Annotated in this window: 24 protein-coding genes and 1 tRNA gene; 13 read left to right on the top strand and 12 right to left on the bottom strand. The window is 62.3% G+C overall.

Going from position 1 to position 20,700, the window contains the following annotated elements; all coding sequences use genetic code 11:
• Positions 1-75 precede the first annotated feature (75 nt).
• The 3 genes from AC1D1N_RS00730 to AC1D1N_RS00720 all read right to left on the bottom strand — a co-directional run bounded on the left by AC1D1N_RS00730 (position 76) and on the right by AC1D1N_RS00720 (position 1,624).
• Positions 76-795 (bottom strand): helix-turn-helix transcriptional regulator, encoded by a 720-nt coding sequence (locus AC1D1N_RS00730; protein WP_112559541.1) that lies wholly within the window; start codon positions 793-795, stop codon positions 76-78.
• A 66-nt stretch (positions 796-861) separates the two neighbouring features.
• Positions 862-1,272, bottom strand: a complete 411-nt coding sequence (locus tag AC1D1N_RS00725; RefSeq protein WP_436261702.1) for a hypothetical protein — start codon at positions 1,270-1,272, stop codon at positions 862-864.
• A 181-nt stretch (positions 1,273-1,453) separates the two neighbouring features.
• Entirely contained in the window at positions 1,454-1,624 is a 171-nt protein-coding gene (locus AC1D1N_RS00720; RefSeq protein ID WP_112559800.1) for a hypothetical protein, read from the bottom strand.
• 210 nt (positions 1,625-1,834) lie between these two features.
• On the opposite strand from AC1D1N_RS00720, the gene AC1D1N_RS00715 reads away from it, so the two are divergent.
• The 4 genes from AC1D1N_RS00715 (at position 1,835) to AC1D1N_RS00700 (ending at position 3,530) form a co-directional block, all read left to right on the top strand.
• Positions 1,835-2,170, top strand: coding sequence for an ArsR/SmtB family transcription factor (locus AC1D1N_RS00715; RefSeq protein ID WP_477346153.1), 336 nt, complete (start codon positions 1,835-1,837; stop codon positions 2,168-2,170).
• A complete protein-coding gene (locus tag AC1D1N_RS00710; protein ID WP_112559539.1) occupies positions 2,167-2,637 on the top strand; it encodes an SRPBCC domain-containing protein in 471 nt (156 codons plus the stop codon). The genes AC1D1N_RS00715 and AC1D1N_RS00710 overlap by 4 nt, the downstream gene beginning before the upstream one ends.
• Positions 2,630-3,085, top strand: a complete 456-nt coding sequence (locus AC1D1N_RS00705) for a DUF417 family protein (RefSeq protein ID WP_112559538.1) — start codon at positions 2,630-2,632, stop codon at positions 3,083-3,085. Before AC1D1N_RS00710 ends, AC1D1N_RS00705 begins: the two co-directional genes overlap by 8 nt.
• Before the next feature lie 265 nt (positions 3,086-3,350).
• The gene (locus tag AC1D1N_RS00700) at positions 3,351-3,530 is read left to right on the top strand and encodes a hypothetical protein (protein WP_436262101.1); all 180 of its coding nucleotides are present in this window, start codon (positions 3,351-3,353) and stop codon (positions 3,528-3,530) included.
• Between the two features lie 31 nt (positions 3,531-3,561).
• Here AC1D1N_RS00700 and AC1D1N_RS00695 read toward each other — a convergent pair whose 3' ends face one another.
• The 7 genes from AC1D1N_RS00695 to tkt all read right to left on the bottom strand — a co-directional run bounded on the left by AC1D1N_RS00695 (position 3,562) and on the right by tkt (position 13,008).
• Positions 3,562-4,284, bottom strand: a complete 723-nt coding sequence (locus tag AC1D1N_RS00695) for an SGNH/GDSL hydrolase family protein (RefSeq protein WP_436261700.1) — start codon at positions 4,282-4,284, stop codon at positions 3,562-3,564.
• Between the two features lie 60 nt (positions 4,285-4,344).
• Entirely contained in the window at positions 4,345-5,088 is a 744-nt protein-coding gene (locus tag AC1D1N_RS00690; RefSeq protein ID WP_436261699.1) for a DUF899 domain-containing protein, read from the bottom strand.
• A gap of 174 nt (positions 5,089-5,262) precedes the next feature.
• Entirely contained in the window at positions 5,263-6,288 is a 1,026-nt protein-coding gene (locus AC1D1N_RS00685; protein WP_436261698.1) for a class I fructose-bisphosphate aldolase, read from the bottom strand.
• 120 nt (positions 6,289-6,408) lie between these two features.
• Positions 6,409-7,611 carry a phosphoglycerate kinase gene (locus AC1D1N_RS00680; protein WP_436261697.1) on the bottom strand — a complete coding sequence of 401 codons (1,203 nt, stop codon included), beginning with the start codon at positions 7,609-7,611 and terminating at the stop codon, positions 6,409-6,411.
• 123 nt (positions 7,612-7,734) lie between these two features.
• Positions 7,735-9,627, bottom strand: a complete 1,893-nt coding sequence (locus AC1D1N_RS00675; RefSeq protein ID WP_477346152.1) for a potassium/proton antiporter — start codon at positions 9,625-9,627, stop codon at positions 7,735-7,737.
• 195 nt (positions 9,628-9,822) lie between these two features.
• Positions 9,823-10,833 carry a type I glyceraldehyde-3-phosphate dehydrogenase gene (gap, locus tag AC1D1N_RS00670; protein WP_192259316.1) on the bottom strand — a complete coding sequence of 337 codons (1,011 nt, stop codon included), beginning with the start codon at positions 10,831-10,833 and terminating at the stop codon, positions 9,823-9,825.
• Positions 10,834-11,016: 183 nt separating this feature from the next.
• Positions 11,017-13,008: a transketolase gene (tkt, locus tag AC1D1N_RS00665; RefSeq protein ID WP_436261695.1), complete on the bottom strand. Its 1,992-nt coding sequence runs from the start codon at positions 13,006-13,008 to the stop codon at positions 11,017-11,019.
• Between the two features lie 261 nt (positions 13,009-13,269).
• Here tkt and AC1D1N_RS00660 point away from each other — a divergent pair, with 261 nt between their 5' ends.
• The 4 genes from AC1D1N_RS00660 to AC1D1N_RS00645 all read left to right on the top strand — a co-directional run bounded on the left by AC1D1N_RS00660 (position 13,270) and on the right by AC1D1N_RS00645 (position 15,795).
• On the top strand, positions 13,270-13,542 hold the full coding sequence (locus tag AC1D1N_RS00660; RefSeq protein WP_023670128.1) for a DUF4164 domain-containing protein: 273 nt from the start codon (positions 13,270-13,272) through the stop codon (positions 13,540-13,542).
• 12 nt (positions 13,543-13,554) lie between these two features.
• A complete protein-coding gene (locus AC1D1N_RS00655; protein ID WP_023670127.1) occupies positions 13,555-13,920 on the top strand; it encodes a cell division protein ZapA in 366 nt (121 codons plus the stop codon).
• Between the two features lie 198 nt (positions 13,921-14,118).
• On the top strand, positions 14,119-14,778 hold the full coding sequence (locus AC1D1N_RS00650; protein ID WP_112559528.1) for a peroxiredoxin: 660 nt from the start codon (positions 14,119-14,121) through the stop codon (positions 14,776-14,778).
• Between the two features lie 144 nt (positions 14,779-14,922).
• Positions 14,923-15,795 carry an MBL fold metallo-hydrolase gene (locus tag AC1D1N_RS00645; RefSeq protein WP_477346151.1) on the top strand — a complete coding sequence of 291 codons (873 nt, stop codon included), beginning with the start codon at positions 14,923-14,925 and terminating at the stop codon, positions 15,793-15,795.
• Between the two features lie 295 nt (positions 15,796-16,090).
• Here AC1D1N_RS00645 and rpoH read toward each other — a convergent pair whose 3' ends face one another.
• Entirely contained in the window at positions 16,091-17,002 is a 912-nt protein-coding gene (gene rpoH / locus AC1D1N_RS00640; RefSeq protein ID WP_112559526.1) for an RNA polymerase sigma factor RpoH, read from the bottom strand.
• A 168-nt stretch (positions 17,003-17,170) separates the two neighbouring features.
• The gene (locus AC1D1N_RS00635; RefSeq protein WP_477346150.1) at positions 17,171-18,229 is read right to left on the bottom strand and encodes an RluA family pseudouridine synthase; all 1,059 of its coding nucleotides are present in this window, start codon (positions 18,227-18,229) and stop codon (positions 17,171-17,173) included.
• Positions 18,230-18,255: 26 nt separating this feature from the next.
• On the opposite strand from AC1D1N_RS00635, the gene AC1D1N_RS00630 reads away from it, so the two are divergent.
• The 5 genes from AC1D1N_RS00630 (at position 18,256) to AC1D1N_RS00610 (ending at position 20,631) form a co-directional block, all read left to right on the top strand.
• Positions 18,256-18,636, top strand: a complete 381-nt coding sequence (locus tag AC1D1N_RS00630) for a fimbrial protein (protein WP_477346149.1) — start codon at positions 18,256-18,258, stop codon at positions 18,634-18,636.
• Positions 18,637-18,646: 10 nt separating this feature from the next.
• A complete protein-coding gene (locus AC1D1N_RS00625) occupies positions 18,647-19,060 on the top strand; it encodes a VOC family protein (protein ID WP_477346148.1) in 414 nt (137 codons plus the stop codon).
• Positions 19,061-19,144: 84 nt separating this feature from the next.
• A tRNA-Glu gene (locus AC1D1N_RS00620) sits at positions 19,145-19,219 on the top strand.
• 222 nt (positions 19,220-19,441) lie between these two features.
• Positions 19,442-19,594, top strand: coding sequence for a hypothetical protein (locus AC1D1N_RS00615; protein WP_477346147.1), 153 nt, complete (start codon positions 19,442-19,444; stop codon positions 19,592-19,594).
• Positions 19,595-19,650: 56 nt separating this feature from the next.
• Complete coding sequence (locus AC1D1N_RS00610) at positions 19,651-20,631, top strand: hypothetical protein (protein ID WP_477346146.1); 981 nt, start codon at positions 19,651-19,653, stop codon at positions 20,629-20,631.
• The last annotated feature ends 69 nt before the right edge of the window (positions 20,632-20,700 follow it).

The following is a 20,700-nucleotide window of genomic DNA, read 5'->3' as shown; positions in this document are numbered from 1 at the left end:
CCTTGGCCGGTCGATCGACAACGATTTGTCGATCGAAGCGACGAACGCCCGGAGCCATAGCGAAGGGCAGGTCTGTCAGCTTCGAGCAGCCCGGTCCGGCGTCATGCCGTAATCCTCGGAGCGTTCGACCGCGCGGTAGAAATCGGCAAGCTGCTTGCCGCGCTCCGGCTTGAAGATACGGCCGGCGATGACCACGGAGCCGATGCGGTCGATGCGGAAGGCGCGGAAATCGTCGCGCATCTCGCACCAGGCGACCAGCGTCCATACCTTGCCCCAGAACCATAGGCCGAGCGGACGGATATCGCGCCCGGTGCCGCGACCGGCCTCGTCGCGATAGTCGATGGTCAGCACCTGGCGCTTCTCGACGGCGCGCTCGATCAGGTCGATCGCCTCGCGGGCGGCGTCGCTCACCACCCACATCGGCGTGTGGATCTCGGTGCGGGCGATGCGGTCTTTCTCGGCGTCGGGCAGCACGGCGCCGATCTTGACCAGCGCCTCGTCGGCGGCACGCGCCATGGCCGCACCACCAAAGGCGCGCACCATGCGGGCGCCTGCGACCAGCGCGACGATCTCGTCACGAGTGAACATCAGCGGCGGAAGGTCGAAACCCTCCCTCATCATGTAGCCCACGCCCGCCTCGCCGTCGATCGGCACCCCGGTCGACTGCAGGTCGGCAATGTCGCGGTAGATAGTTCGCTCGGAAACCTCGAGCCAGGTGCCGAGCTTCTGGGCGGTGACCAGCCGGCCACCGCGCAGATGCTGCACGATCTGGAAGAGCCTGTCGGCACGGCGCATCGTATGGTCCCTCGGCTGCGTTTCTATGAATGTCGTGGTCCCCAAACCGGTTCCGGGCGACATCCATTATGGTTTCAATCCTTCGCGCTTGCGCTGCGCGGCAACGAATTCCGCGCCGAAGGACAGTTTCTTCGTCGTCGGCGCGTTGGTGTCGAGCACGCGCCAGAACGGCGCAATCGCTGACAATTCCATGCCGCGCTCGAGATCCTCGTTGGCGGCTTCTGCAACAGTGCGCAGATGATAGCCGATGGTGACCGGACATGTCACTTGCGCCCCGTGCTCGATGGCGAGAGCGGTGCGCAAGGCGCGGACGTCCATCTCGACGCCGTTGGGTATGGAGCGGATGAAATCATCGACCTGGCGGGCCGTCGGCACCAGCATCGGCTGACCCTCGACGACGTCACCTATCGTGCGCGGCGTCGGTTTCACGCCATTGATGCCCGGCGTGTTCAGCCTTTCGTTCCAGCTTTTCACCATTCATGTCTCCTGACACGTTTATGGCATGGTGCTCCTGACAGCATTCTGTCAGGAGCCTACAGCATCGTCGGTAGCGAGCACAAAAAAGGTTTGCGCCAGCCCGGGGCATCGCTGGCCGAGTTTCATGTCAATGATCTGGGCGTTGCAGGGGCCGCATCCAAGCATTGTCTTGAAAAAAGCCTCAGACCTCGCGAATGCGGCTGCGGCCCTCATACATATCGGGCCAGCCAATGTCCTTGCGGATGTCCGCCGGCAGGGAGTTCAAGAAGCGCTGGGTACGGACTTCATTGCGCATCGTGCGGATCTTGCCGACATAGTGCTGTACGCTGTTCAAAATACCAAAGCTGTTCATGACCGTCTCCTCTTCTCTGATGGAGACACTATCGCACACCCCTCCTGACAGCAGTCTGTCAGGAGCATGGCGGCATCCCGTGACTTTTTTTCACCCTGGAATCGTCGGCCAACGTCTGCGTCAAAAAAGGAAATTGCTTCCTGGTTGGTTGACAGCATGAACATCCGTCTGTATCTAACATAAGTGTTAAATAACAAGATGGTTAGATAGATGCAGCCCGACCCGCTTACCGCGACGTTCGCAGCCCTTGCCGATCCGACCCGCCGCGCCATCCTGGCAAGACTGACGACAGGCGAGGCGACCGTGACCGAGCTGGCCGAACCGTTCGATATCAGCGGCCCCGCCATATCGAGACATCTCAAGGTGTTGGCGCATGCCGGCCTGATAAGCCGCGGCCGCGATGCGCAGTGGCGGCCCTGCCGGCTCGAAGTCGACCGGCTGCAAGGCGTCGACCAATGGCTCCAGCATTACCGGCAGCTCTGGGATGGCCGCTTCGACCAGATGGATGACTATTTGCGAGCGCTGCAGAAAGGGGAAGACAAATGACTGACCTGGCAACTGACAGGCACGATGCACGCCAGCGGGCGCTGACGATTACCCGAGTCTTCGAGGCGCCACGGGCGCTTGTCTACAAGATGTGGACCGAGCCGCACCATATGAAACGCTGGTGGGGTCCGCGCGGCTACGCCACCTTGTCGGCGCAGGTAGATATGCGGTTGGGAGGCTTCTGGCGGGTCCATTCACGCAAATACGATGGCACTGAGGTGGCCGAACAGGGCGTGTTTCGCCAGATCGTCGAGGCCGAGCGGCTGGTCTTCACCCACGCCTGGGAAGAAGACGATGGCAGGCCCGGCCATGAAACTCTGGTGACGGTGACGTTCGCCGGCGACGGCGACAAGACGATCATGGTTTTCCACCAGGCCGAGTTCCTGACGATCGAAACCCGTGACGGCCACCTGCAGGGCTGGGGCGAGAGTTTCGACATGCTGAAGGAGTATCTGGGCAATGCGTGATGCCAGCACAAACATCCTGAGAATCGGCCGCTTCATCGCCTTGGCCGGGATCGTGCTGCCGCTGCTTTTGATCGGCGGTCTCAAATTCACCCAGACGGAGGTCGAAGCGCTCAAGCCGCTGATCGGTGGAACACCGTGGTTGGCATGGCTCTATCCGGCGTTCGGTGAGGCCGGTGCGTCGTATTTTCTTGGCATCGTCGAGATTGCGACGGCTTTGCTGCTCGTGGCTTCGCCGTGGGCGGCACGAGCAGGCGTTGCCGCAGGAGCGCTGGCGTCACTGACCTTTCTCACCACCTGTTCGATCATGTTGGCACTGCCGATCTGGGACCCTGCGCTGGGCTTCCCGGCGCTTGGCCCGCTCGGGTCGTTTCTGATCAAGGATGTTGCCTTGCTCGGCATCGCGGTCGTGGTGCTTGGCGAAAGTCTTGGCCGTCTCCGCTCCGCGTGAGGCGGGCCCAAACAAGAGGCGCATTTTTCTTGGCGGCAGAGACAGTACGCCAGCCTGTTGCCGTGTCGGGCGCCAGCCGCGAAGCCTAAGTGGCCGAGTTGGGTGCCGGGACGCCGCAGAGGCGGCTTCCGCGGCTGGCCGACGTCGCGCCGGCACGATAACAGGCACATTCGTGCATGTCACCTGCGGTTGCGGGGAGGATAAGGGCATCGACCAGACACCACAGGGGTGAGTTTCCGGAACGACGCTTTGACAGCCGTCCGCGATGCTGGTCAAAGGCAGCATGTCGAAACTGCTCGCCCTTGTCATCATCGGTATGATGGCCATTCAGCTGATCAAGCCGCTCGGCTGGCCGGGTCTAAAGCGGCGCGGCGATTTCTGGAAGCTGGCGCTGTTGGCCATGGCGGCCATCGCGCTGGCCGGCGCGCTGGGACACTGGACATAGAACCGGCCTGGGTCGAATCTCAACAGACCTCTCAGGCGGTGTTGTCGGCGAGCACCCATCCGACCAGATGTTCGGCCCAGGCGCGGTAGCCTGCTTCCGAGGCATGAAAACCATCGGAGGCAAAACCCACTTCCGGATTGGTGATAGGCAGCCGCGGGGCGGGTACGGCGCCGCGCTCGAAACAAAGGCGCTCGCCCATGCGGTTCATTTCCGTGGCGCGGATCTCAAGGATTTTGCCGAGCAGCGGCGGCATGGCCGGCGCACGGGTGAACTCCAGCACCGGCGACCAGACGACACGCGCCTCCGGCCATTTGGCCCGAAGTGCGTAGAGCAGGCCGCCGAACTCTTTCTTGAAGCGCGGCACGGAGTGGAAATTCTTGGTGTCGTTGGTGCCAATGGCGAGCACAATATGCGTCCATGGATCGGCCGACAGATTGGGCAGCACATGGTCGCGGATCTGCCCCGACGTTGCCGAGTTGAAGCCGGCGGCGCGCCAGCGCACAGCGTTGCCGGTGCGTTGCGCGATCATGACGGCAAGCTGCGCGGCCAGCCCGTCCTCGGAATTGCCGATGCCGACCGAGGCGGCCGAGGAATCGCCCAGCACCAGCAGCGAGATTGCCGGTGCCTTGCCCGATATCTCATGCATCACCGGTCCTTGTGCCGGCAACATGCGGGTGGTGCGGCGGCGCACGCCGAGCCCCTGCCAGACATAGACGGGGTAGGCGAGCCAGGTGAGGAGGGCCGGGAAGCGCATGGCGATACCGTTATAGATTGGCGGCAGGCTTAGCGCATGTTCGGGCTGAGGTGAACGCCTTCAATCGTCGCAGCAGTTCGGCTTGTCCGCGTGCCTGTCCTGATATTCGTCATGCAGCCGCACCCAGTCCATCAGGTTTTGATAGGGGCCATTTTCGTTGCGGCCTTTCGGCGTCATGTCGAGATAATCGTAAGTGCCGATCTGAGCCTCGCCGCCACGGGCGCGCGACGTGAAGGTGAGGAAGATGTCGCCGTTCTCGTTCTTGCAGAAAACGCTGGTGCCGGGAAGATCCTTCGATGTCCGTGGACGTGTCTCGAAATTGTAGGTGGTGTCGCCGGCGGCGATCTGCTTGTCGGTGAACGAGACCTGCATGTCGAAATTGAAATCCGAGGCGTAGGACGACACCCAGTCGAATTTCCAGCCCATGCGCTGCTTGTAAGGCAACAGCTCCGCCAGTGGCGCGCGCGCAACCACGACCAGAGACACGTCGTGATGCCTCAGATGCTGGTTGGCGCCGTCTATATGGTCGGCAAGGAACGAGCAACCTTCGCAGCGATGATCCGACCCTGGCGTCATCATGAAGTGATAGACGATGAGCTGGCTGCGGTTGGCGAACAGCTCCGCCAGGTTCTTCGGGCCTTGCTCTGTCTCGAAGACGTAATCTTTCCGGATCTTCAGCCAAGGCAATTCACGCCGCTCGGCGGCGATGCGCTCGCGAAACCGCGTCAGTTCCTTCTCGCGCGCCAGATGTGCCTTGTGCGCCTCGAACCAGTCTTCGCGCGAAACCACCTTGTTGCTAGGCATGAACTTCTCCCTGTCTGTCATCCCAAGGACGTTCGGAATGGGCAGGAACCGACATCGCCGTCAGCTTTTGCCGAAGGGGAGATAAGGATGGACAAGCTCCATCCCAAGCCCGTTCGCCATAAACAAAAACCCGGGCGCATCGGCCCGGGTTTGAATAAGACGGAAGGACCGCGCTCAGGCAGCTTGTTCGAGGCCAGCCTTCCATTTTCCCAGCGCCGCCAGATGGTTCATGTGGGCGCGATGGGTGAAGGCGGCCTGGCCGGCGGCGACGTTCGATGCCTTGCCGCTCCAGGCCTTTTGCGGGGCGGCCTGCAGGGCGCGGCCGTAGGAGAAGGTCAGCTTCCACGGATGCGGGCCGATGGCGTTGATGGCGTTTAGGTTGGCCGTCGCTTCCTCATCCGACTGTCCACCCGAGAGGAAAGCGATGCCGGGCACCGCAACCGGCACGGTTTCGCGGAAAAGCTTGATCGTCTTCTCTGCGATCTCCTCGGGGCTGTTCGTCTTGCCGGATTTCTTGCCTGATATGACCATGTTCGGCTTCAGGATGGTGCCTTCGAGCACGACGCGCGCCGCATGAAGCTCGTCATAGAGCTTGATCAGCGTCGCCTTCGAGACCGCGTAGCAGGTGTCGATGTCGTGGGCGCCGTCCATCAACACTTCCGGTTCGACGATCGGCACAATGCCGGCTTCCTGGCAAAGAGCGGCATAACGGGCCAGCGCATGGGCATTGGAGGCGATCGAATTGGCCGAAGGCACGCCCTTGCCGGTGTCGATGTCGATCACCGCGCGCCATTTGGCGAAGCGCGCGCCGAGCTTGTAATAATCGGCGAGGCGTTCACGCAGGCCGTCGAGGCCCTCGGTGATGGTGTCGCCGGGAAAGCCGGCCAGGGGCTTGGCGCCGGCGTCGACCTTGATGCCGGGAATGGCGCCCGATGCCTTGATGATTTCGACCAGCGGCGTGCCGTCGGCGGCCTTCTGGCGGATGGTTTCGTCATAGAGGATGACGCCGGAAATGTATTTGGTCATCGCGTCCTTGGCGCGAAACATCATCTCGCGGTAGTCGCGGCGGCTGTCGGCGGTCGATTCGACGCCGATGACGTCGAAGCGCTTCTTGATGGTGCCGGAGCTTTCATCGGCGGCCAGCAGGCCCTTGCCACCGCCCACGATCGCGGCGGCAATGTCTTCGAGACGTTCGCTCATTTTGCTTCTCCTGAAGGGGTCTGTTCCGCGCTTAACGGAAGTCTACCGCCAAAGGAATGGCATCGGAAAGCTCGAATCGATTGAAAGTTCCCGGCGCGTCATTTGGCGCCGTCGTTCCGGTCAGGCCGGCTTTTTCAGCACATCCACGCCGGGCAGTGGCTTGCCTTCCATCCATTCCAGGAAGGCGCCGCCGGCGGTCGAGACATAGGTGAAGTCGTCGGCGACGCCGGCATGGTTGAGTGCGGCCACCGTATCGCCGCCACCGGCGACCGAGACCAGCTTGCCGGCCGCGGTGCGGGCCGCCGCGTGCTTTGCCGCTGCCACCGTCGCATGGTCGAAAGGTTCGATCTCAAAGGCGCCGAGCGGGCCGTTCCAGACCAGCGTCGCGGCGCGGTCGATCCATTCGCCGATCGCCTTCACGGTCTTTTCGCCGACATCGAGGATCATGCCGTCGGCCGGCACGTCCGAGATGGCGACGGTCTCGCAGGCCGCGCCCGCCTTGAATTCCTTGGCGACGACGCCGTCGACCGGCAGGATGATGGCGCAGCCGGCTTCGGCAGCCTCGATCATGATCTGCTTGGCGGTCGGGGCAAGGTCGTGCTCGCACAGCGACTTGCCGACAGCGGTGCCGCGCGCGGCAAGGAAGGTGTTGGCCATGCCGCCGCCGATCACCAGCGCGTCGACCTTCTTCACCAGGTTCATCAACAGGTCGATCTTGGTCGACACCTTGGCGCCGCCGACAATGGCAACGACAGGGCGGACCGGATTGCCCAGACCTTTCTCCAGTGCCTCGAGTTCGGCCTGCATGGTGCGGCCGGCATAGGCAGGCAACAGCCGCGCCAGGCCTTCGGTCGAGGAGTGCGCCCGGTGCGCGGCCGAAAAGGCGTCGTTGACGAAAATGTCGCCATTGGCGGCAAGCCTTTCGGTGAAGGTCGGGTCGTTCTTTTCCTCGGTCTTGTAGAAGCGAGTGTTTTCGAGCAGCAGCACGTCGCCCTTGTTCATGGCGGCGACCGCACTTCCCGCCGTGTCGCCAACGCAATCCGAGGCAAAGCCAACGGGACGGCCGAGCACCTCGGCTGTGGCTTTGGCGATCGGCTCCAGCGAGAATTCGGGCGAGGGACCGTCCTTCGGCCGGCCGAAATGGGCGAGCAGGATGACCTTGGCGCCCTTGCCGGACAGTTCGGCGATGGTCGGCGCAATACGTTCGATGCGAGTGGCGTCGGTGACCTTGCCGTCGGCGACGGGCACATTGAGGTCGACCCGCACCAGCACGCGCTTGCCGCTGATATTGCCGATATCGTCGAGTGTCTTGAAGGCGGCCATGCTGGTTCCTTTCCGTGAAAATCGCCGGGACCATACCTCGCATCAATGACGATGCAAGGCTTGAGCCGGGATGGAAGCGAAAATTTGAGGGCTGGATCGAAGGCAGCGTAGACGATCGCCTTGTCAGCTCTCGGTCGTTGCCTTTTCCACCGTCGGCTCCGCGGCGGCGGGCTTCTCATCAGCTCGTACCTCGGCCACCTGCGTTTCCGTCGGCGTGCGCCAGTTGCGGATGAAGGCGGAGACGCGGTCGCCGATCTCGCCGGCGCTGAGGAACACCGGAACCCGCGCCACCGGCGCGGTCGGCTCGAAGGACAGTCCGAGGCCTGTGATCTTACCCTTGTCGTCGACGTCGCGGACGATCAGCTCGATCGGCCCGATCAGCACCCGGTCGGCATATTCGGCGTGGCCGCCGAGCCTTGCCGTCACCAGCGCGCCGACGGTGAGCTTCTGCTCGGCTTCGGTCAGGCCCGGCGTGTAGGCTGCTTCCAACTCGGCGGCGGAGCGCGCCGGATCGACGGCGAAGGCACCGAAGAAATCGGCATCCTCGGGGTCGACCACGGCGCGGCTGGCGAACAGCTTGTCGAGCAGGCGCGGATAGCGGTCAGGCACGAAGATATAGACCTGGTCGCCGGCAGCGAGCCGGCCCATGTCCTGGAAGCGCATCGAGCGGCCGTCGCGCAGCACCAGCGAGGGCCTGGCCCAGCGCGGGATGCGCTCGCCGCGCGCCACCGGGCTGCCGGGCGCGACGCGATAGGCGAGAAGCTCGTGATGGGCCGAGCCCGGTAGTTCGAGCTCGACCTTGTCCAGCGGACCGAGCCTCGCCGGCACGATCAGGCCGAGGCGGCGTGCCAGCGGCCCGACCGTCCAGCCCTGCACCACCAGCGAGACCAGCACGATGATGAAGGCGGTGTTGAAGATGACGCGGCCGTTCTCAAGCCCGCCGAGCAGCGGGGTGATGGCGAGCAGGATGGACACTGCGCCGCGCAGGCCGACCCAGGACACGAAGGCTACCTCGGGGCGCGGCAGGCGGAACGGGATCAGGCAGAGCCAGACTGCGACCGGGCGGGCGACAAACATCAGGAACAGGCCAAGCGCGATCGCCGGCAGCATGATGGCCGGGAACTGGGAGGGCGTCGCGAACAGGCCGAGGATCAGGAACATGATGATCTGCGCCAGCCACGACATGCCGTCCTGGAAGCGCTTGAGGATGGTAACGGCGCGGATGTCGGAATTGCCGGCAATCAGACCGGCGAGATAGACCGCCAGGAAGCCGGAGCCGCCGATGGCGCCGGCTGCGGCGAACACCATCAGCGACAAGGTCAGCACGAAGATCGGCAGCAGGCCGTGGTCGAGATTGAGCCGGTCGACGAGGCGTACGATGGCAAGGCCGCCAAGCACACCGACAATGGCGCCGAGGCCCATATTGAGCACGAAGCCGAGGAACAGATCGGTGACCAGCACATGGGTCTCGGGATTGGCGTGGGCGGCGATGACCTCGACCAGGGTGATGGTCAGGAAGATGGCGATCGGGTCGTTGGTGCCGGATTCAACTTCCAGCGTGGCGCGTACGCGCTCGCGCAAATTGATTTCGCCAGCGCGCAGCAGGAAAAACACCGCGGCCGCGTCGGTCGAGGCGACAGCGGCACCGAGCAGGAAGGATTCCAGCCAACTGAGGTCGAGCAGATAATAGGCGGCAGCGCCGAACAGGCCGGTGGTGATAAGCACGCCGAAGGTCGCCAGCGACAGCGCCGGCCCGGCGGCCTGGCGAAGCGCATTGAGCGGGGTGCCGAAACCGGAATCGAACAGGATGACGGCCAGCGCCAGTGAGCCGGCAAAATAAGCCACGCGCGCATTGTCGAATTCGATGCCGAGACCGTCAGTGCCGGTGGCAAGACCGATGCAGAGGAACAGAAGCAGCAGCGGAGCGCCGAAGCGGAAGGCGATCAGGCTCGAAAACGCGGCGGCGACGACGAGCGCTGTGCCGACCAGCGTGACGAGATAGATCGCATGCTCCATCCGTGACTTGCCCCTCGAATTCCTCTTCCTCCCGATTTACGGGAGAGTGGGGCGAAGGCATGGCCAGTGCAAGGCGGGAGGGTGGTTTTTTGCCCTATGCCGCTGATTTTCCGGCATTTGGCGGCTCAGCGCGCCTCTGACGAAAAACGCCCGGGCAAAGCCGGGCGTTTGAAGCTGTCAGACGTGGGTCTGCGATCAGGCGATGGTCTTGCCGAAGGCGACAGAGGTGTCGGCCATGCGGTTGGAGAAGCCCCACTCATTGTCGTACCAGGACAGCACCGAAACGAAGTTGCCGTCCATGACCTTGGTCTGGTCGAGCGCCATGATCGAGGAGCGCGGATCGTGGTTGAAGTCGATCGACACATTCGGGTGATGGGTGACGCCCAAAATGCCCTTGAGCTTGCCGTTGGAGGCGGCGATCACCGCTTCGTTGATTTCCTGCACGGTGGTGGCGCGCTTGGCGATGAACTTGAAGTCGACGACCGAGACGTTCGGGGTCGGCACTCGGATCGAGATGCCGTCGAGCTTGCCCTTGAGGTCGGGCAGCACCAGACCGATCGCCTTGGCCGCACCGGTCGAGGTCGGAATCTGCGACAGTGCGGCGGCGCGGGCGCGGTAGAGGTCCTTGTGCATGGTGTCCAGCGTCGGCTGGTCGCCTGTGTAGGAGTGGATCGTCGTCATCATGCCCTTTTCGATGCCGACGGCCTCGTGCAGCACAGCGGCCAGCGGCGCGAGGCAATTGGTGGTGCAGGACGCGTTCGAGATGACGATGTGGTCCTTGGTCAGCTTGTCGTGATTGATGCCGTAGACCACGGTGAGGTCAGCACCTTCGGCCGGCGCCGAGACGACGACGCGCTTGGCGCCGGCGGTCAAATGCGCGGCGGCTTTGTCGCGGGCGGTGAAGATGCCGGTGCATTCGAGTGCGATGTCGACGCCGAGATCCTTCCACGGCAACTGCGCCGGGTCCTTGATTGCCGTGACCTTGAATTTTTCCTTGCCGACGGTGATCTGGTCGCCATCGACGCTCACTTCGTGCGGGAAGCGACCATGGACGCTGTCATAGCGCAGCAGGTGGGCGTTGGTTTCGACCGGGCCGAGATCGTTGACGGCGACGACGTCGATGTCTTTGCGGCCGGACTCATGGATGGCGCGCAGGATGTTGCGGCCGATACGGCCAAATCCGTTGATGGCAACTCTGACGGTCATTTTACTCTCCCTGGGAGCTCGAAAGGCGGCAGATGGGTCCGCAGCTTCATAGCTGCGGATGGCACAAGAATCCAGCCGTAGAAGGCCGAATTTAAATCGATTAGGTTGGTCCAGTCCTGCGAAATCGCCTTTGCGGTTCGCGGGACTGACCGGGATCACTTGCTGTGCAAGTGACCCTGGATATTACTTGCTGTGCAGTCGGGCTTCCGCCGCCTTGGCCGCCGCTTCGGCGGTGATGCCGAAATGCGGGTAGAGCTGTTCGATGGTGCCGGAAGCGCCGAAGCCGTGCATGCCGATGAAGATGCCGTCGGAGCCGATCAGGTGATCCCAGCCCTGGCGGATGCCTGCCTCGATCGCCATCTTGATCGGCGCGTTGCCGATGGTCTTCTTGCGGTAGGCGTCGCTCTGCTGGTCGAACAGTTCGAAGCAAGGCACCGAGACGACGCGGGTCGGGTGGCCGTGCTTTTCCAGCAGGTCGCGGGCGCCGAGCGCAATCTCGACCTCGGAGCCGGTGGCGAAGATCGTCACTGCTGCCTCGCCGCTGGCTGCGGCCAGTTCATAAGCGCCTTGGCTGCTCAGGTTCTTGGCCGAGTATTCGGTACGCACCGTCGGCAGGTTCTGACGGGTCAACGCCAGGGTCGACGGCGTCTTTTCCGTTTCAATGGCGATCTGCCAGCATTCGGCGGTTTCCACCGCGTCGGCCGGACGGAAGACATTGTGGTTGGGGATGGCTCGCAGGGCCGCCAGATGCTCGACCGGCTGGTGGGTCGGGCCGTCTTCGCCGAGACCAATGGAATCATGGGTCATGACGAAGATCGAGCGGATGCCCATCAGCGACGCCAGCCGCATCGAGGGGCGGGCATAGTCGGAGAAGCACATGAAGGTGCCGCCATAGGCGATGAGGCCGCCATGCAGCGTCAGGCCGTTGAGCGCGGCGGCCATGCCATGTTCGCGGATGCCGTAGTGGACATAACGCTGGCCGTAATCGTCGGGCGTGATGTTCTTGGTCTGGCTGGTCTTGGTGTTGTTGGAGCCGGTGAGGTCGGCCGAGCCGCCGATGGTTTCGGGCACGGCGCCGTTGATGACTTCCAGCGCCATCTCCGACGATTTGCGGGTGGCGACCTTCGGCTTGTCGGCCGACAGCTTCTTCTTGTAGTCGGCGATGACGGCATCGAAGTTCGACGGCAGCTTGCCGGCGAGGCGGCGCTCGAACTCGGCTTTCAGCTCGGGCTTGGCCTTGGCAAGGCGGCCTTCCCAGTCGGTGCGCGGCTTGGCGCCGGCTTTGCCTGCGGTGCGCCAGGCGTCGAGGATGTCGGCCGGAATCTCGAAGGGCGGCGAGTCCCAATTGAAGAACTTGCGTGCACCGGCGATTTCGTCGGCGCCGAGCGGCGAGCCGTGCGCCTTGTTGGTGCCGGCCTTGGTCGGGGCGCCGAAGCCGATGGTCGTCTTGCAGGCGATCATCGTCGGCTTGTCGGAATGGCGGGCGGCTTCGATGGCATAGGCGATCGCTTCCGGGTCGGTGCCGTCAATGTGGCTGGCGTTCCAGCCGGAGGCCTGGAAGCGGGCGACCTGGTCGGTGTTGTCGGCGAGCGAGACCGGGCCGTCGATCGAGATGTTGTTGTTGTCCCAGAAGACGATCAGCTTGTTGAGCTTGAGGTGGCCGGCAAGTGCGATGGCTTCCTGCGAGACGCCTTCCATCAGGCAGCCATCGCCGGCCAGCACATAAGTGTAGTGGTTGACGAGGTCGTTGCCGAAGGCGGCGTTCATGATGCGCTCGCCGAGCGCGAAGCCGACCGAATTGGCGAGGCCCTGGCCGAGCGGGCCGGTCGTCGTCTCGATGCCGGTGGCGTGGCCGTATTCGGGATGGCCGGCGGTCTTGGAGCCCAGTTGGCGGAAATGCTTGATCTGGTCGATCGTCATGTCCTCGTAGCCGGTCAGGTGCAGCAGCGAATAGAGCAGCATCGAACCATGGCCAGCCGACAGGATGAAGCGGTCGCGGTCGGGCCAATGGGGGTTCTTCGGATCGTATTTCAGGAACTTCGTGAACAGCACGGTGGCGATGTCGGCGCAGCCCATGGGCAGCCCGGGATGGCCGGATTGGGCCTTTTCAACAGCGTCCATGGCGAGAAAACGGATCGCATTGGCCATCCGGTCATGTTGTTCACGCGACGTCATGGTACCTCCGGGGTGGGGATTTGCGGGCTTGGCAGAGCCCTGGAAAGGGTGCGCGACACATAGCAGGCGCGGGCTTTTAGTCAACAAATCGGCTGCACATTTGCCGGTCTTGTGATGCCGGCGGCAGGCCTACATTAGTGTTAGCAGGGGACAGTCGCGAGAGCTTTGTTGACGTTGCCTTCACCCGGTGCCTAATGTTTCCGGGATAACGCATTCTGAACGCGAGCGATTCGGTGATGGGCAGGGCACAGGACGAAGGCCATGACCGGGGAAACCACACTCAAGGAAGTCATCCACAGGCTGGGCAAGGCCATCGAGGGCCTGGAAAATGCCGTCGCGGCCAAGCTCGAGCATGAGCGCGACTACTCCGAAGCCGAGGCCGAAGTGCAGCGCATGAACGCCGACCGTTCCCGGCTGGCGCAGGAACTCGACAATTCCGAAGCCCGCGCCGAACGGCTGGAAGATGCCAACAAGGAAGTGTCCCGCCGCCTGGTGACCGCCATGGAAACCATCCGCGCGGTGCTGGACAGATAGGAGCTGCAGGCCATGGCACAGGTCACGGTTTCCATCGACGGCAAGCAGTACCGCATGGCTTGCGACGAGGGCCAGGAAGAGCACCTGATCGATCTCGCCGAACGCTTCGACCGTTATGTTTCGCATCTGAAGGATTCGTTTGGCGAGATCGGTGACCAGCGGCTGACGGTGATGGCCGGCATCATGGTGATGGACGAGCTGTCGGAGCTGCAGAAGCGCGTCAAGGGTATGGAGACCGAAGTGCAGACGCTGCGCAAGACGCGCGACGAGGCGCTGACCAAGGCCGACAAGAACGACACCGTGCTGACCAGCGCGCTCGGTGCGCTCGCCCAGCGCATGGAAGACCTGGCCACGTCGCTGGCGGTCAACAAGGCCTGAGCGCACCCTTTTCTCGCAGAAACGAAAGATTGTCGGGCCCAACATTGGGTCCGTAGCACGAAAGTGCTCGTTCCGCCGCCGACAAGAGTTTCCTATTATCTCCCAGCCGCGATTTATGCGCTAAGATGCGGCAATGCCGGAGCGTGGACGCCGCCTTGGTGCCGCTCCTAACGAAATCTGTTGCAGGGGAAATGTGCCATGAGCCTTCGTATCAACGACATCGCGCCCGACTTCACCGCCGAAACCACACAAGGGACGATCAATTTCCATGACTGGATCGGCGACGGCTGGGCGATCCTGTTCAGCCACCCGAAGAACTTCACCCCGGTGTGCACGACCGAGCTCGGCACGATGGCCGGGCTTGAGGGCGAGTTCAAAAAGCGCAACGTCAAAGTTATCGGCATTTCCGTCGATCCCGTTGCGAGCCACGACAAGTGGCAGGCCGACATCAAGACGGCGACCGGCCAGACGGTGAACTACCCACTGATCGGCGACAAGGACCTCAAAGTGGCCAAGCTCTATGACATGCTGCCGGCGGGCGCCGGCGAGACGTCGGAAGGCCGCACGCCGGCCGACAACGCCACGGTGCGCTCGGTCTACGTCATCGGACCGGACAAGAAGATCAAGCTGGTGCTGACCTATCCGATGACCACCGGCCGCAACTTCGACGAGATCCTGCGCGCCGTCGATTCCATGCAACTGACCGCCAAGCACCAGGTGGCGACGCCAGCGAACTGGAAGCAGGGCGAGGACGTCATCATCACAGCTGCCGTCTCCAATGAGGATGCGATCAAGCGCTTCGGCGCTTTTGACACGATCCTGCCCTATCTCAGGAAGACCAAGCAGCCGTCCGCCTAGGTTTTCTCGACCCGGGCGTTATCGATTTTTGTCCTGTTCTGGCAGGGTGTGCTTGACGGGTGCGCCTTGCTGGATGACCATGCTCCTGGTTCATTCCGGCAGAGAAAATCATTCCTGCCGGAGCGAGGGGCAGGGGGCCGGAAATTGGACGCAGCTTTGGCCAAGCCGCTGGTTAGCGGCTTCTACGACAAGCCGACCGGAGCCATACAGTATGTCGTCGCCGATCCGGCGACGAAGCGCTGCGCCATTATCGATCCGATCCTTGATTTCGACGAAAGGTCCGGCGCGACGGCGACGAAAAGCGCCGATGCCTTGCTGGATTTCATCCGGGCAAACGGACTGGAACTCGAATGGATCCTGGATACCCATCCGCATGCCGATCATTTCTCGGCGGCTCGTTATCTTCATGAGAAGACCGGAGCGCCGACGGCGATCGGCGACAGGATCGTCGAGGTCCAGAAACTGTGGAAGGCGATCTACAACTGGCCCGATTTTCCCGCCGACGGGTCGCAGTGGGACCGGCTGTTTGGGGAAGGCGAAACGTTCCTGATCGGCAGCCTTCCGGTCAAGGTGCTGCTCTCGCCGGGACATACGCTCGCCTCGATCACCTATGTCGTCGGCGATGCCGCCTTCATCCACGACACGCTGTTCATGCCGGATAGCGGCTCGGCAAGGGCAGACTTTCCTGGTGGCAGCGCGGCGCGGCTGTGGCGCTCGATCCAGGATATCCTGGCGCTGCCGGACGACACGCGCGTATTCGTTGGCCACGACTACCAGGAGGGTGGCCGCGAGCCGCGTTGGGAAAGCACGGTGGCGGAGCAGAGGGCGAAGAATATCCACCTCGTTGCTGCGCACACCGAGGCCGAATTCGTCGCCTTGCGTGAGGGGCGCGACAAGACATTGCCGATGCCGCGGCTGATCCTGCATGCGCTGCAGATCAACATGAACGGCGGACGGCTGCCGGAGCCGGAAGTCAATGGAAAGCGATATCTGAAGTTCCCGCTGGATGGGCTTTGAGAAATGTCGCGCGGCGTCGCGCTCAAGTCTCTTCTCCCCGTCACTATACGGGGAGAAGGTGGCGGCAGCCGGATGAGGGGCAGCGCCGACGTTTGTTGTGATCGCGCCGCTGCTCCTGTGGTTGGCAAACCCGAAATCTCGGCGCTGCCCCTCATTGTCCTGCCGGACATTTCTCCCCGTATAGTGACGGGGAGAAAGGGCTGTCGCGCCGGTTTCGCCATTCGCCAGCGGACACAAAAAAGGCGGCGCCGGTTTCCTGGCGCCGCCTTCGTGTCTTTCGTAACCGAACCCGACCTTAAGCCGCGGGCTGCGCCTCAATCGTGCGCAGGGCCTGCGTCTGGCGCTTGGCGGCGGCCTTGACCGCGTCCTGCACCTTCTCGAAGGCGCGCACCTCGATCTGGCGCACGCGCTCGCGGCTGATGTCGAACTCGGCCGACAGCTCTTCCAAGGTCAGCGGCTCTTCGGCGAGGCGACGCGCCTCGAAGATGCGCCGCTCGCGATCGTTGAGCACGGCAAGGGCGCCCGACAGCATGCCGCGCCGGTTTTCCAGCTCGTCCTGCTCGATCAGCATGTCTTCCTGGCTTTCGTGGTCGTCGACCAGCCAGTCCTGCCATTCGCCGGATTCGCCTTCGCTGGCGCGGATCGGCGCGTTGAGCGAGGCGTCACCCGACAGGCGGCGGTTCATCGACACGACTTCGGCTTCGGAGACGTTCAGCCTGGTGGCGATCTCGGTGATCTGTTCGGGCTTAAGGTCGCCATCGTCCAGCGCCTGGATCTTGCCCTTCACCTTGCGCAGGTTGAAGAACAGGCGTTTCTGATTGGCGGTCGTGCCCATCTTGACCAGGCTCCACGAACGCAGGATGTACTCCTGGATCGAGGCCTTGATCCACCACATGGCGTAGGTCGCGAGGCGGAAGCCACGCTCGGGTTCGAATTTCTTGACGGCCTGCATCAGGCCGACATTGCCTTCCGAGATCACCTCGCCGATCGGCAGGCCGTAGCCGCGATAGCCCATGGCGATCTTGGCGACGAGCCGAAGGTGGCTGGTGACGAGCTTGTGTGCAGCCGAAGTGTCTTCATGCTCGGCGTAACGCTTGGCGAGCATGTACTCTTCCTGCGGCTGAAGCATGGGAAAGCGGCGGATTTCTTCCAGGTAGCGGCTGAGGCCGCCTTCGCCGGAAACGATACTGGGTAGTGACTGGGCCATGATAGCGCCCCCTCTCTATTGGAGTGATGCCCCCGAAACGCGGCGGGCATATGACGCGAGCACCAAAAGGCTCGCCCGCGACAACCGATTTATATAGGAACAAAACCAGAAAAGACAGGCATTTGTTCAACACGAAACAGTGTGTCACGCCAAAGTGAACAATGCCGCTCAGGTTTTAGATGGCGGGTTCAGAGTGCGAAAGCCGCCGACGAGTTCCTCCATGTCCCTCGGTATCGGCGCCTCGAACCTCATCGGTAGATGGGTAGTCGGGTGACGAAATGCAAGGAGCCAGGCATGCAAAGCCTGCCGGGAAAATGCCTTGACCTGGCTTTTCAGCGGCGCGGGCAGCCGGTTGGCCTTGGTACGGAAGGCCTGGCCGTAATCGGGGTCGCCAATGACGGGATGGCCGATATGAGCCATGTGGACGCGGATCTGGTGGGTGCGGCCGGTCTCCAGCCGGCATTCGACCAGGCTGGCGGTGGCGAACTCCTGCTGGTTTTCGCCGAAACGCTCCTGCACGGTGAAATGGGTGACGGCGTGGCGGGCGTCGTCGCGGCCCTCCGGCACCACGGCGCGGCGCACCCGGTCGGCGGCGCGGCCGAGCGGCGCGTCGACCGTTCCCGTCGGCCGCGGCGGGATGCCCCAGACCAGCGCCAGATAGGCGCGTTCGAGGTCGCCGGTGCGGCCATGGTCGGCAAAGGCCTCCGACAGCGCCTTGTGGGCGCGGTCGGTCTTGGCCACCACCATGACGCCGCTGGTCTCCTTGTCAAGGCGATGGACGATGCCCGGGCGCCTGACGCCGCCAATGCCTGAGAGACTATCGCCGCAATGGTGGATCAGGGCGTTGACCAGTGTGCCGGTCCAGTTGCCGGCGCCGGGATGGACGACGAGCCCGGCCGGCTTGTTGATGACGATCAGCTCGTCGTCCTCATAAAGCACGTCGAGCGCGATGGCCTCGCCCTGCGGTTCGGCTGGTTCGGGTTCGGGCATGACGACCGACACGCGCTCGCCAGCGCTCATCTTGCGCTTGGTCTCGTCGACCGGTTTGCCGTCGATTGTGACAGCGCCCTGTTTAATCAGCATCTGCACGCGGCTGCGCGACATGTCAGGGCCGAGGCTCGCCGCCAGCCACTGGTCGAGGCGCTGGCCGGCCGCTTCCGCGCCGGCTTCGAGCACGGTTGGTTCCGCCTCTATGAATTGTCTGGTCTCTTCGCTATGAGCGCTCATCGAAAAAAGTTCCGGAATGTTCTGCCATGGCCCGGCCCGTTGCCGACGAAGAAGAAAAGCCGCTCGATCCCGAGATCGAAAAGGTGCGCGGCAGGCTCATCCGCTTCATGGCCATCAATCTCGGCCTGCTTTTGCTGGCCCTTATGGTGGTGATCGCGGCCATTGTCTACAAATCGCGCAAAGCGCCGCCCACAACCCCGCCGCTCGCCAACGATATTCCAGTACCGCCCGGCGAGCCGCTCGCGGCCGATATCGTGCTGCCGGTGGGAGCCAAGGTGATCAGCCAGGCGCTGTCGGGCAATCGCATCTCGATCGACGCCGAGCTTGCCGACGGCAGCCGCGCCATCTTCGTCTACGACATCGGCGAGCGCCGCATCATCGGCCGCTTTGCCATCCGCAACAAATGAGCCTGCAGGCATGACCGGGTTTGCAAACCATCGCCGGGTCGCGACCGTCACGCTCGTTGTCGGCAGTTACGATGAGGCGATCGCCTGGTATGTCGAACGGCTGGGCTTTCTGCTGACCGAAGACGTCGATCTCGGCGGCGGCAAGCGCTGGGTGACGGTGGCGCCGGCCAACGGACAGGGCGCCAGGCTGCTTCTGGCTGAAGCTGACGGCGAGGCACAAGAGAAGAGCATCGGCAACCAGACCGGCGGCCGCGTCTTCCTGTTCCTCGAAACCGACGATTTTGCCCGCGACCACAGAGCGATGCTGGACAAGGGCGTCGGCTTCCGCGAAGCGCCGCGCTTCGAGCCTTACGGCACGGTGGCGGTTTTCGCCGATCTCTACGGCAATCTGTGGGACCTGATCGAGCCGAAACGTCAGGTCTGAGCGGCCAATTCAGCCGTTTGTCCAAACCGCTCAAAGGCCGGTTGCTTTTTCCAAACCGTCAGCCTATATCGCCGGTTCTTGAACGCGCCCATCGTCTAGCGGTCAGGACACCGCCCTCTCACGGCGGGAACAGGGGTTCGATTCCCCTTGGGCGTACCAAGAATTTCAAGCACTTAGCTCTGCCCTGTCCAATTTTGTGCAAGTTTTGTGCGATATACGTACATGGACGGCAATTCTGCGCCGCGCCAAATTTGACGTTTGCGCAAACACTGTCATCTTGACAGAGCGGTTGGCAGTCAGGCAGCCGCAGAGGTTCGGTCAATCCTCTCCAAATCCCCGATGACGGCCCATCGTCATTAAATCGGCATTTGGAGTGCGGGAATGGCGATTGACAGTACGTTCTTGATCGACACCAGCTTTCTAGACGATCCCGATAGCTGCGTAGACTTCGATCCAGAAGATTGCGTGTCGCGGGATATGGCAAAGAGACTCATCAAAGAGTGGCTTTCCGGCCCCGGCTCGTTCCGTAGCTGATAGTACTGAAAGGGCACCCCGGATACGGGTGCCCTTCTCAGTCAAGGGAGGTTGATTTGAGCATTCCTGATGGAACAATTGAGCTCGATGCAGAGAACTACAGCCTTCTCGTCTCAATCTTTTCCCATTCGGAGACGCAGCGAAAATACATCGGCTCCAAGGGGACGTGCCGTTTCTGTGGGGAGACCGATCCGAAGAAATTCAAAAATGAGGCTCATACTTTTCCGCACTTCTTCGAAAGCGACAAGATCTTCAACCGGGATGAATGCGACAACTGCAACATTAACTTCGGTCGGAATGAAGGGGCGTTAGCGGAACGGGTAATGCCCTTCCTGACATTGGGAGGCATCAAGGGGAAGAGTGGAAAATCCCCTCAGACAGGACGATCGCTAGGCAGCGCAACCATCAGCGAGAGGCCGGGAACCCCTCGCTCAATTAGTTTCGCAATAAAAGGTCAGGATTTTGGCGACCACGTGTCCGTCGACCCGGCTACTGGGACCTTGAAGTTCAAGATGCCAATTCCACCCGCGAGGTATGTTCCGCTGCTGGCCTACAAAGCGTTGGCAAAGATGGGAGTGGCAATCCTACCCAAGGAACATCTAAAGCACTTCGAAAATCTGAGGGCATGGCTTGCTGGAAAAGATGAATTAGCGCCATCACCGAGAAGCTTTGAGGTGGTCACTTCATATGCAAACGTGATGAATCCAGCACCGATCATTCAGGGTGCTATTCTAACTCGATTGAACGATGATGCACACTTTCCGAAATATGTCTTCGTGTTCGTTGCTGGAGCGATGTGCTTTCAGATAACTCTCGAAACTGACGATGAGCACAATTCGGGAATTGTCCGCCCTTCTGGCGTGATCGGTCTCAAATGGCGAACCGTAATTGGCGACAACCTAGGTGCCCGTAAGATACAAATTGGTTTTCATCACCAGAAATCAGAGGACTGGTCTTCGCCCAATCTCGAAAGTCGAGCCCTGCAAGCTATCAATCTCGAAGTACAACTGTCCCAGGGATCTGCGATTCCCAAGTAGCTCGGGCCGGAAACCGTAGAGTCCATGCCCGAAGTGTGCCGGCGGCGCGACATGTGACACGATGTTGTG

It is taken from the genome of Mesorhizobium sp. P2_B5, assembly GCF_056404775.1.
This window is presented reverse-complemented; position numbering and strand designations above follow the sequence as displayed.

Excerpts from the sequence above, each read along its gene's own strand:
- AC1D1N_RS00730 (WP_112559541.1), bottom strand. The coding sequence starts at position 795 with ATGCGCCGTGCCGACAGGCTCTTCCAGATCGTGCAGCATCTGCGCGGT.
- gap (WP_192259316.1), bottom strand. The coding sequence starts at position 10,833 with ATGACCGTCAGAGTTGCCATCAACGGATTTGGCCGTATCGGCCGCAAC.
- AC1D1N_RS00680 (WP_436261697.1), bottom strand. The coding sequence starts at position 7,611 with ATGGCCGCCTTCAAGACACTCGACGATATCGGCAATATCAGCGGCAAG.
- AC1D1N_RS00630 (WP_477346149.1), top strand. The coding sequence starts at position 18,256 with ATGGCCCGGCCCGTTGCCGACGAAGAAGAAAAGCCGCTCGATCCCGAG.
- AC1D1N_RS00710 (WP_112559539.1), top strand. The coding sequence starts at position 2,167 with ATGACTGACCTGGCAACTGACAGGCACGATGCACGCCAGCGGGCGCTG.
- AC1D1N_RS00655 (WP_023670127.1), top strand. The coding sequence starts at position 13,555 with ATGGCACAGGTCACGGTTTCCATCGACGGCAAGCAGTACCGCATGGCT.
- AC1D1N_RS00700 (WP_436262101.1), top strand. The coding sequence starts at position 3,351 with ATGCTGGTCAAAGGCAGCATGTCGAAACTGCTCGCCCTTGTCATCATC.
- AC1D1N_RS00720 (WP_112559800.1), bottom strand. The coding sequence starts at position 1,624 with ATGAACAGCTTTGGTATTTTGAACAGCGTACAGCACTATGTCGGCAAG.
- AC1D1N_RS00690 (WP_436261699.1), bottom strand. The coding sequence starts at position 5,088 with ATGCCTAGCAACAAGGTGGTTTCGCGCGAAGACTGGTTCGAGGCGCAC.
- AC1D1N_RS00660 (WP_023670128.1), top strand. The coding sequence starts at position 13,270 with ATGACCGGGGAAACCACACTCAAGGAAGTCATCCACAGGCTGGGCAAG.
- AC1D1N_RS00625 (WP_477346148.1), top strand. The coding sequence starts at position 18,647 with ATGACCGGGTTTGCAAACCATCGCCGGGTCGCGACCGTCACGCTCGTT.
- AC1D1N_RS00715 (WP_477346153.1), top strand. The coding sequence starts at position 1,835 with ATGCAGCCCGACCCGCTTACCGCGACGTTCGCAGCCCTTGCCGATCCG.
- rpoH (WP_112559526.1), bottom strand. The coding sequence starts at position 17,002 with ATGGCCCAGTCACTACCCAGTATCGTTTCCGGCGAAGGCGGCCTCAGC.
- tkt (WP_436261695.1), bottom strand. The coding sequence starts at position 13,008 with ATGACGTCGCGTGAACAACATGACCGGATGGCCAATGCGATCCGTTTT.
- AC1D1N_RS00650 (WP_112559528.1), top strand. The coding sequence starts at position 14,119 with ATGAGCCTTCGTATCAACGACATCGCGCCCGACTTCACCGCCGAAACC.
- AC1D1N_RS00685 (WP_436261698.1), bottom strand. The coding sequence starts at position 6,288 with ATGAGCGAACGTCTCGAAGACATTGCCGCCGCGATCGTGGGCGGTGGC.
- AC1D1N_RS00705 (WP_112559538.1), top strand. The coding sequence starts at position 2,630 with ATGCGTGATGCCAGCACAAACATCCTGAGAATCGGCCGCTTCATCGCC.
- AC1D1N_RS00675 (WP_477346152.1), bottom strand. The coding sequence starts at position 9,627 with ATGGAGCATGCGATCTATCTCGTCACGCTGGTCGGCACAGCGCTCGTC.
- AC1D1N_RS00695 (WP_436261700.1), bottom strand. The coding sequence starts at position 4,284 with ATGCGCTTCCCGGCCCTCCTCACCTGGCTCGCCTACCCCGTCTATGTC.
- AC1D1N_RS00725 (WP_436261702.1), bottom strand. The coding sequence starts at position 1,272 with ATGGTGAAAAGCTGGAACGAAAGGCTGAACACGCCGGGCATCAATGGC.
- AC1D1N_RS00615 (WP_477346147.1), top strand. The coding sequence starts at position 19,442 with ATGGCGATTGACAGTACGTTCTTGATCGACACCAGCTTTCTAGACGAT.
- AC1D1N_RS00635 (WP_477346150.1), bottom strand. The coding sequence starts at position 18,229 with ATGAGCGCTCATAGCGAAGAGACCAGACAATTCATAGAGGCGGAACCA.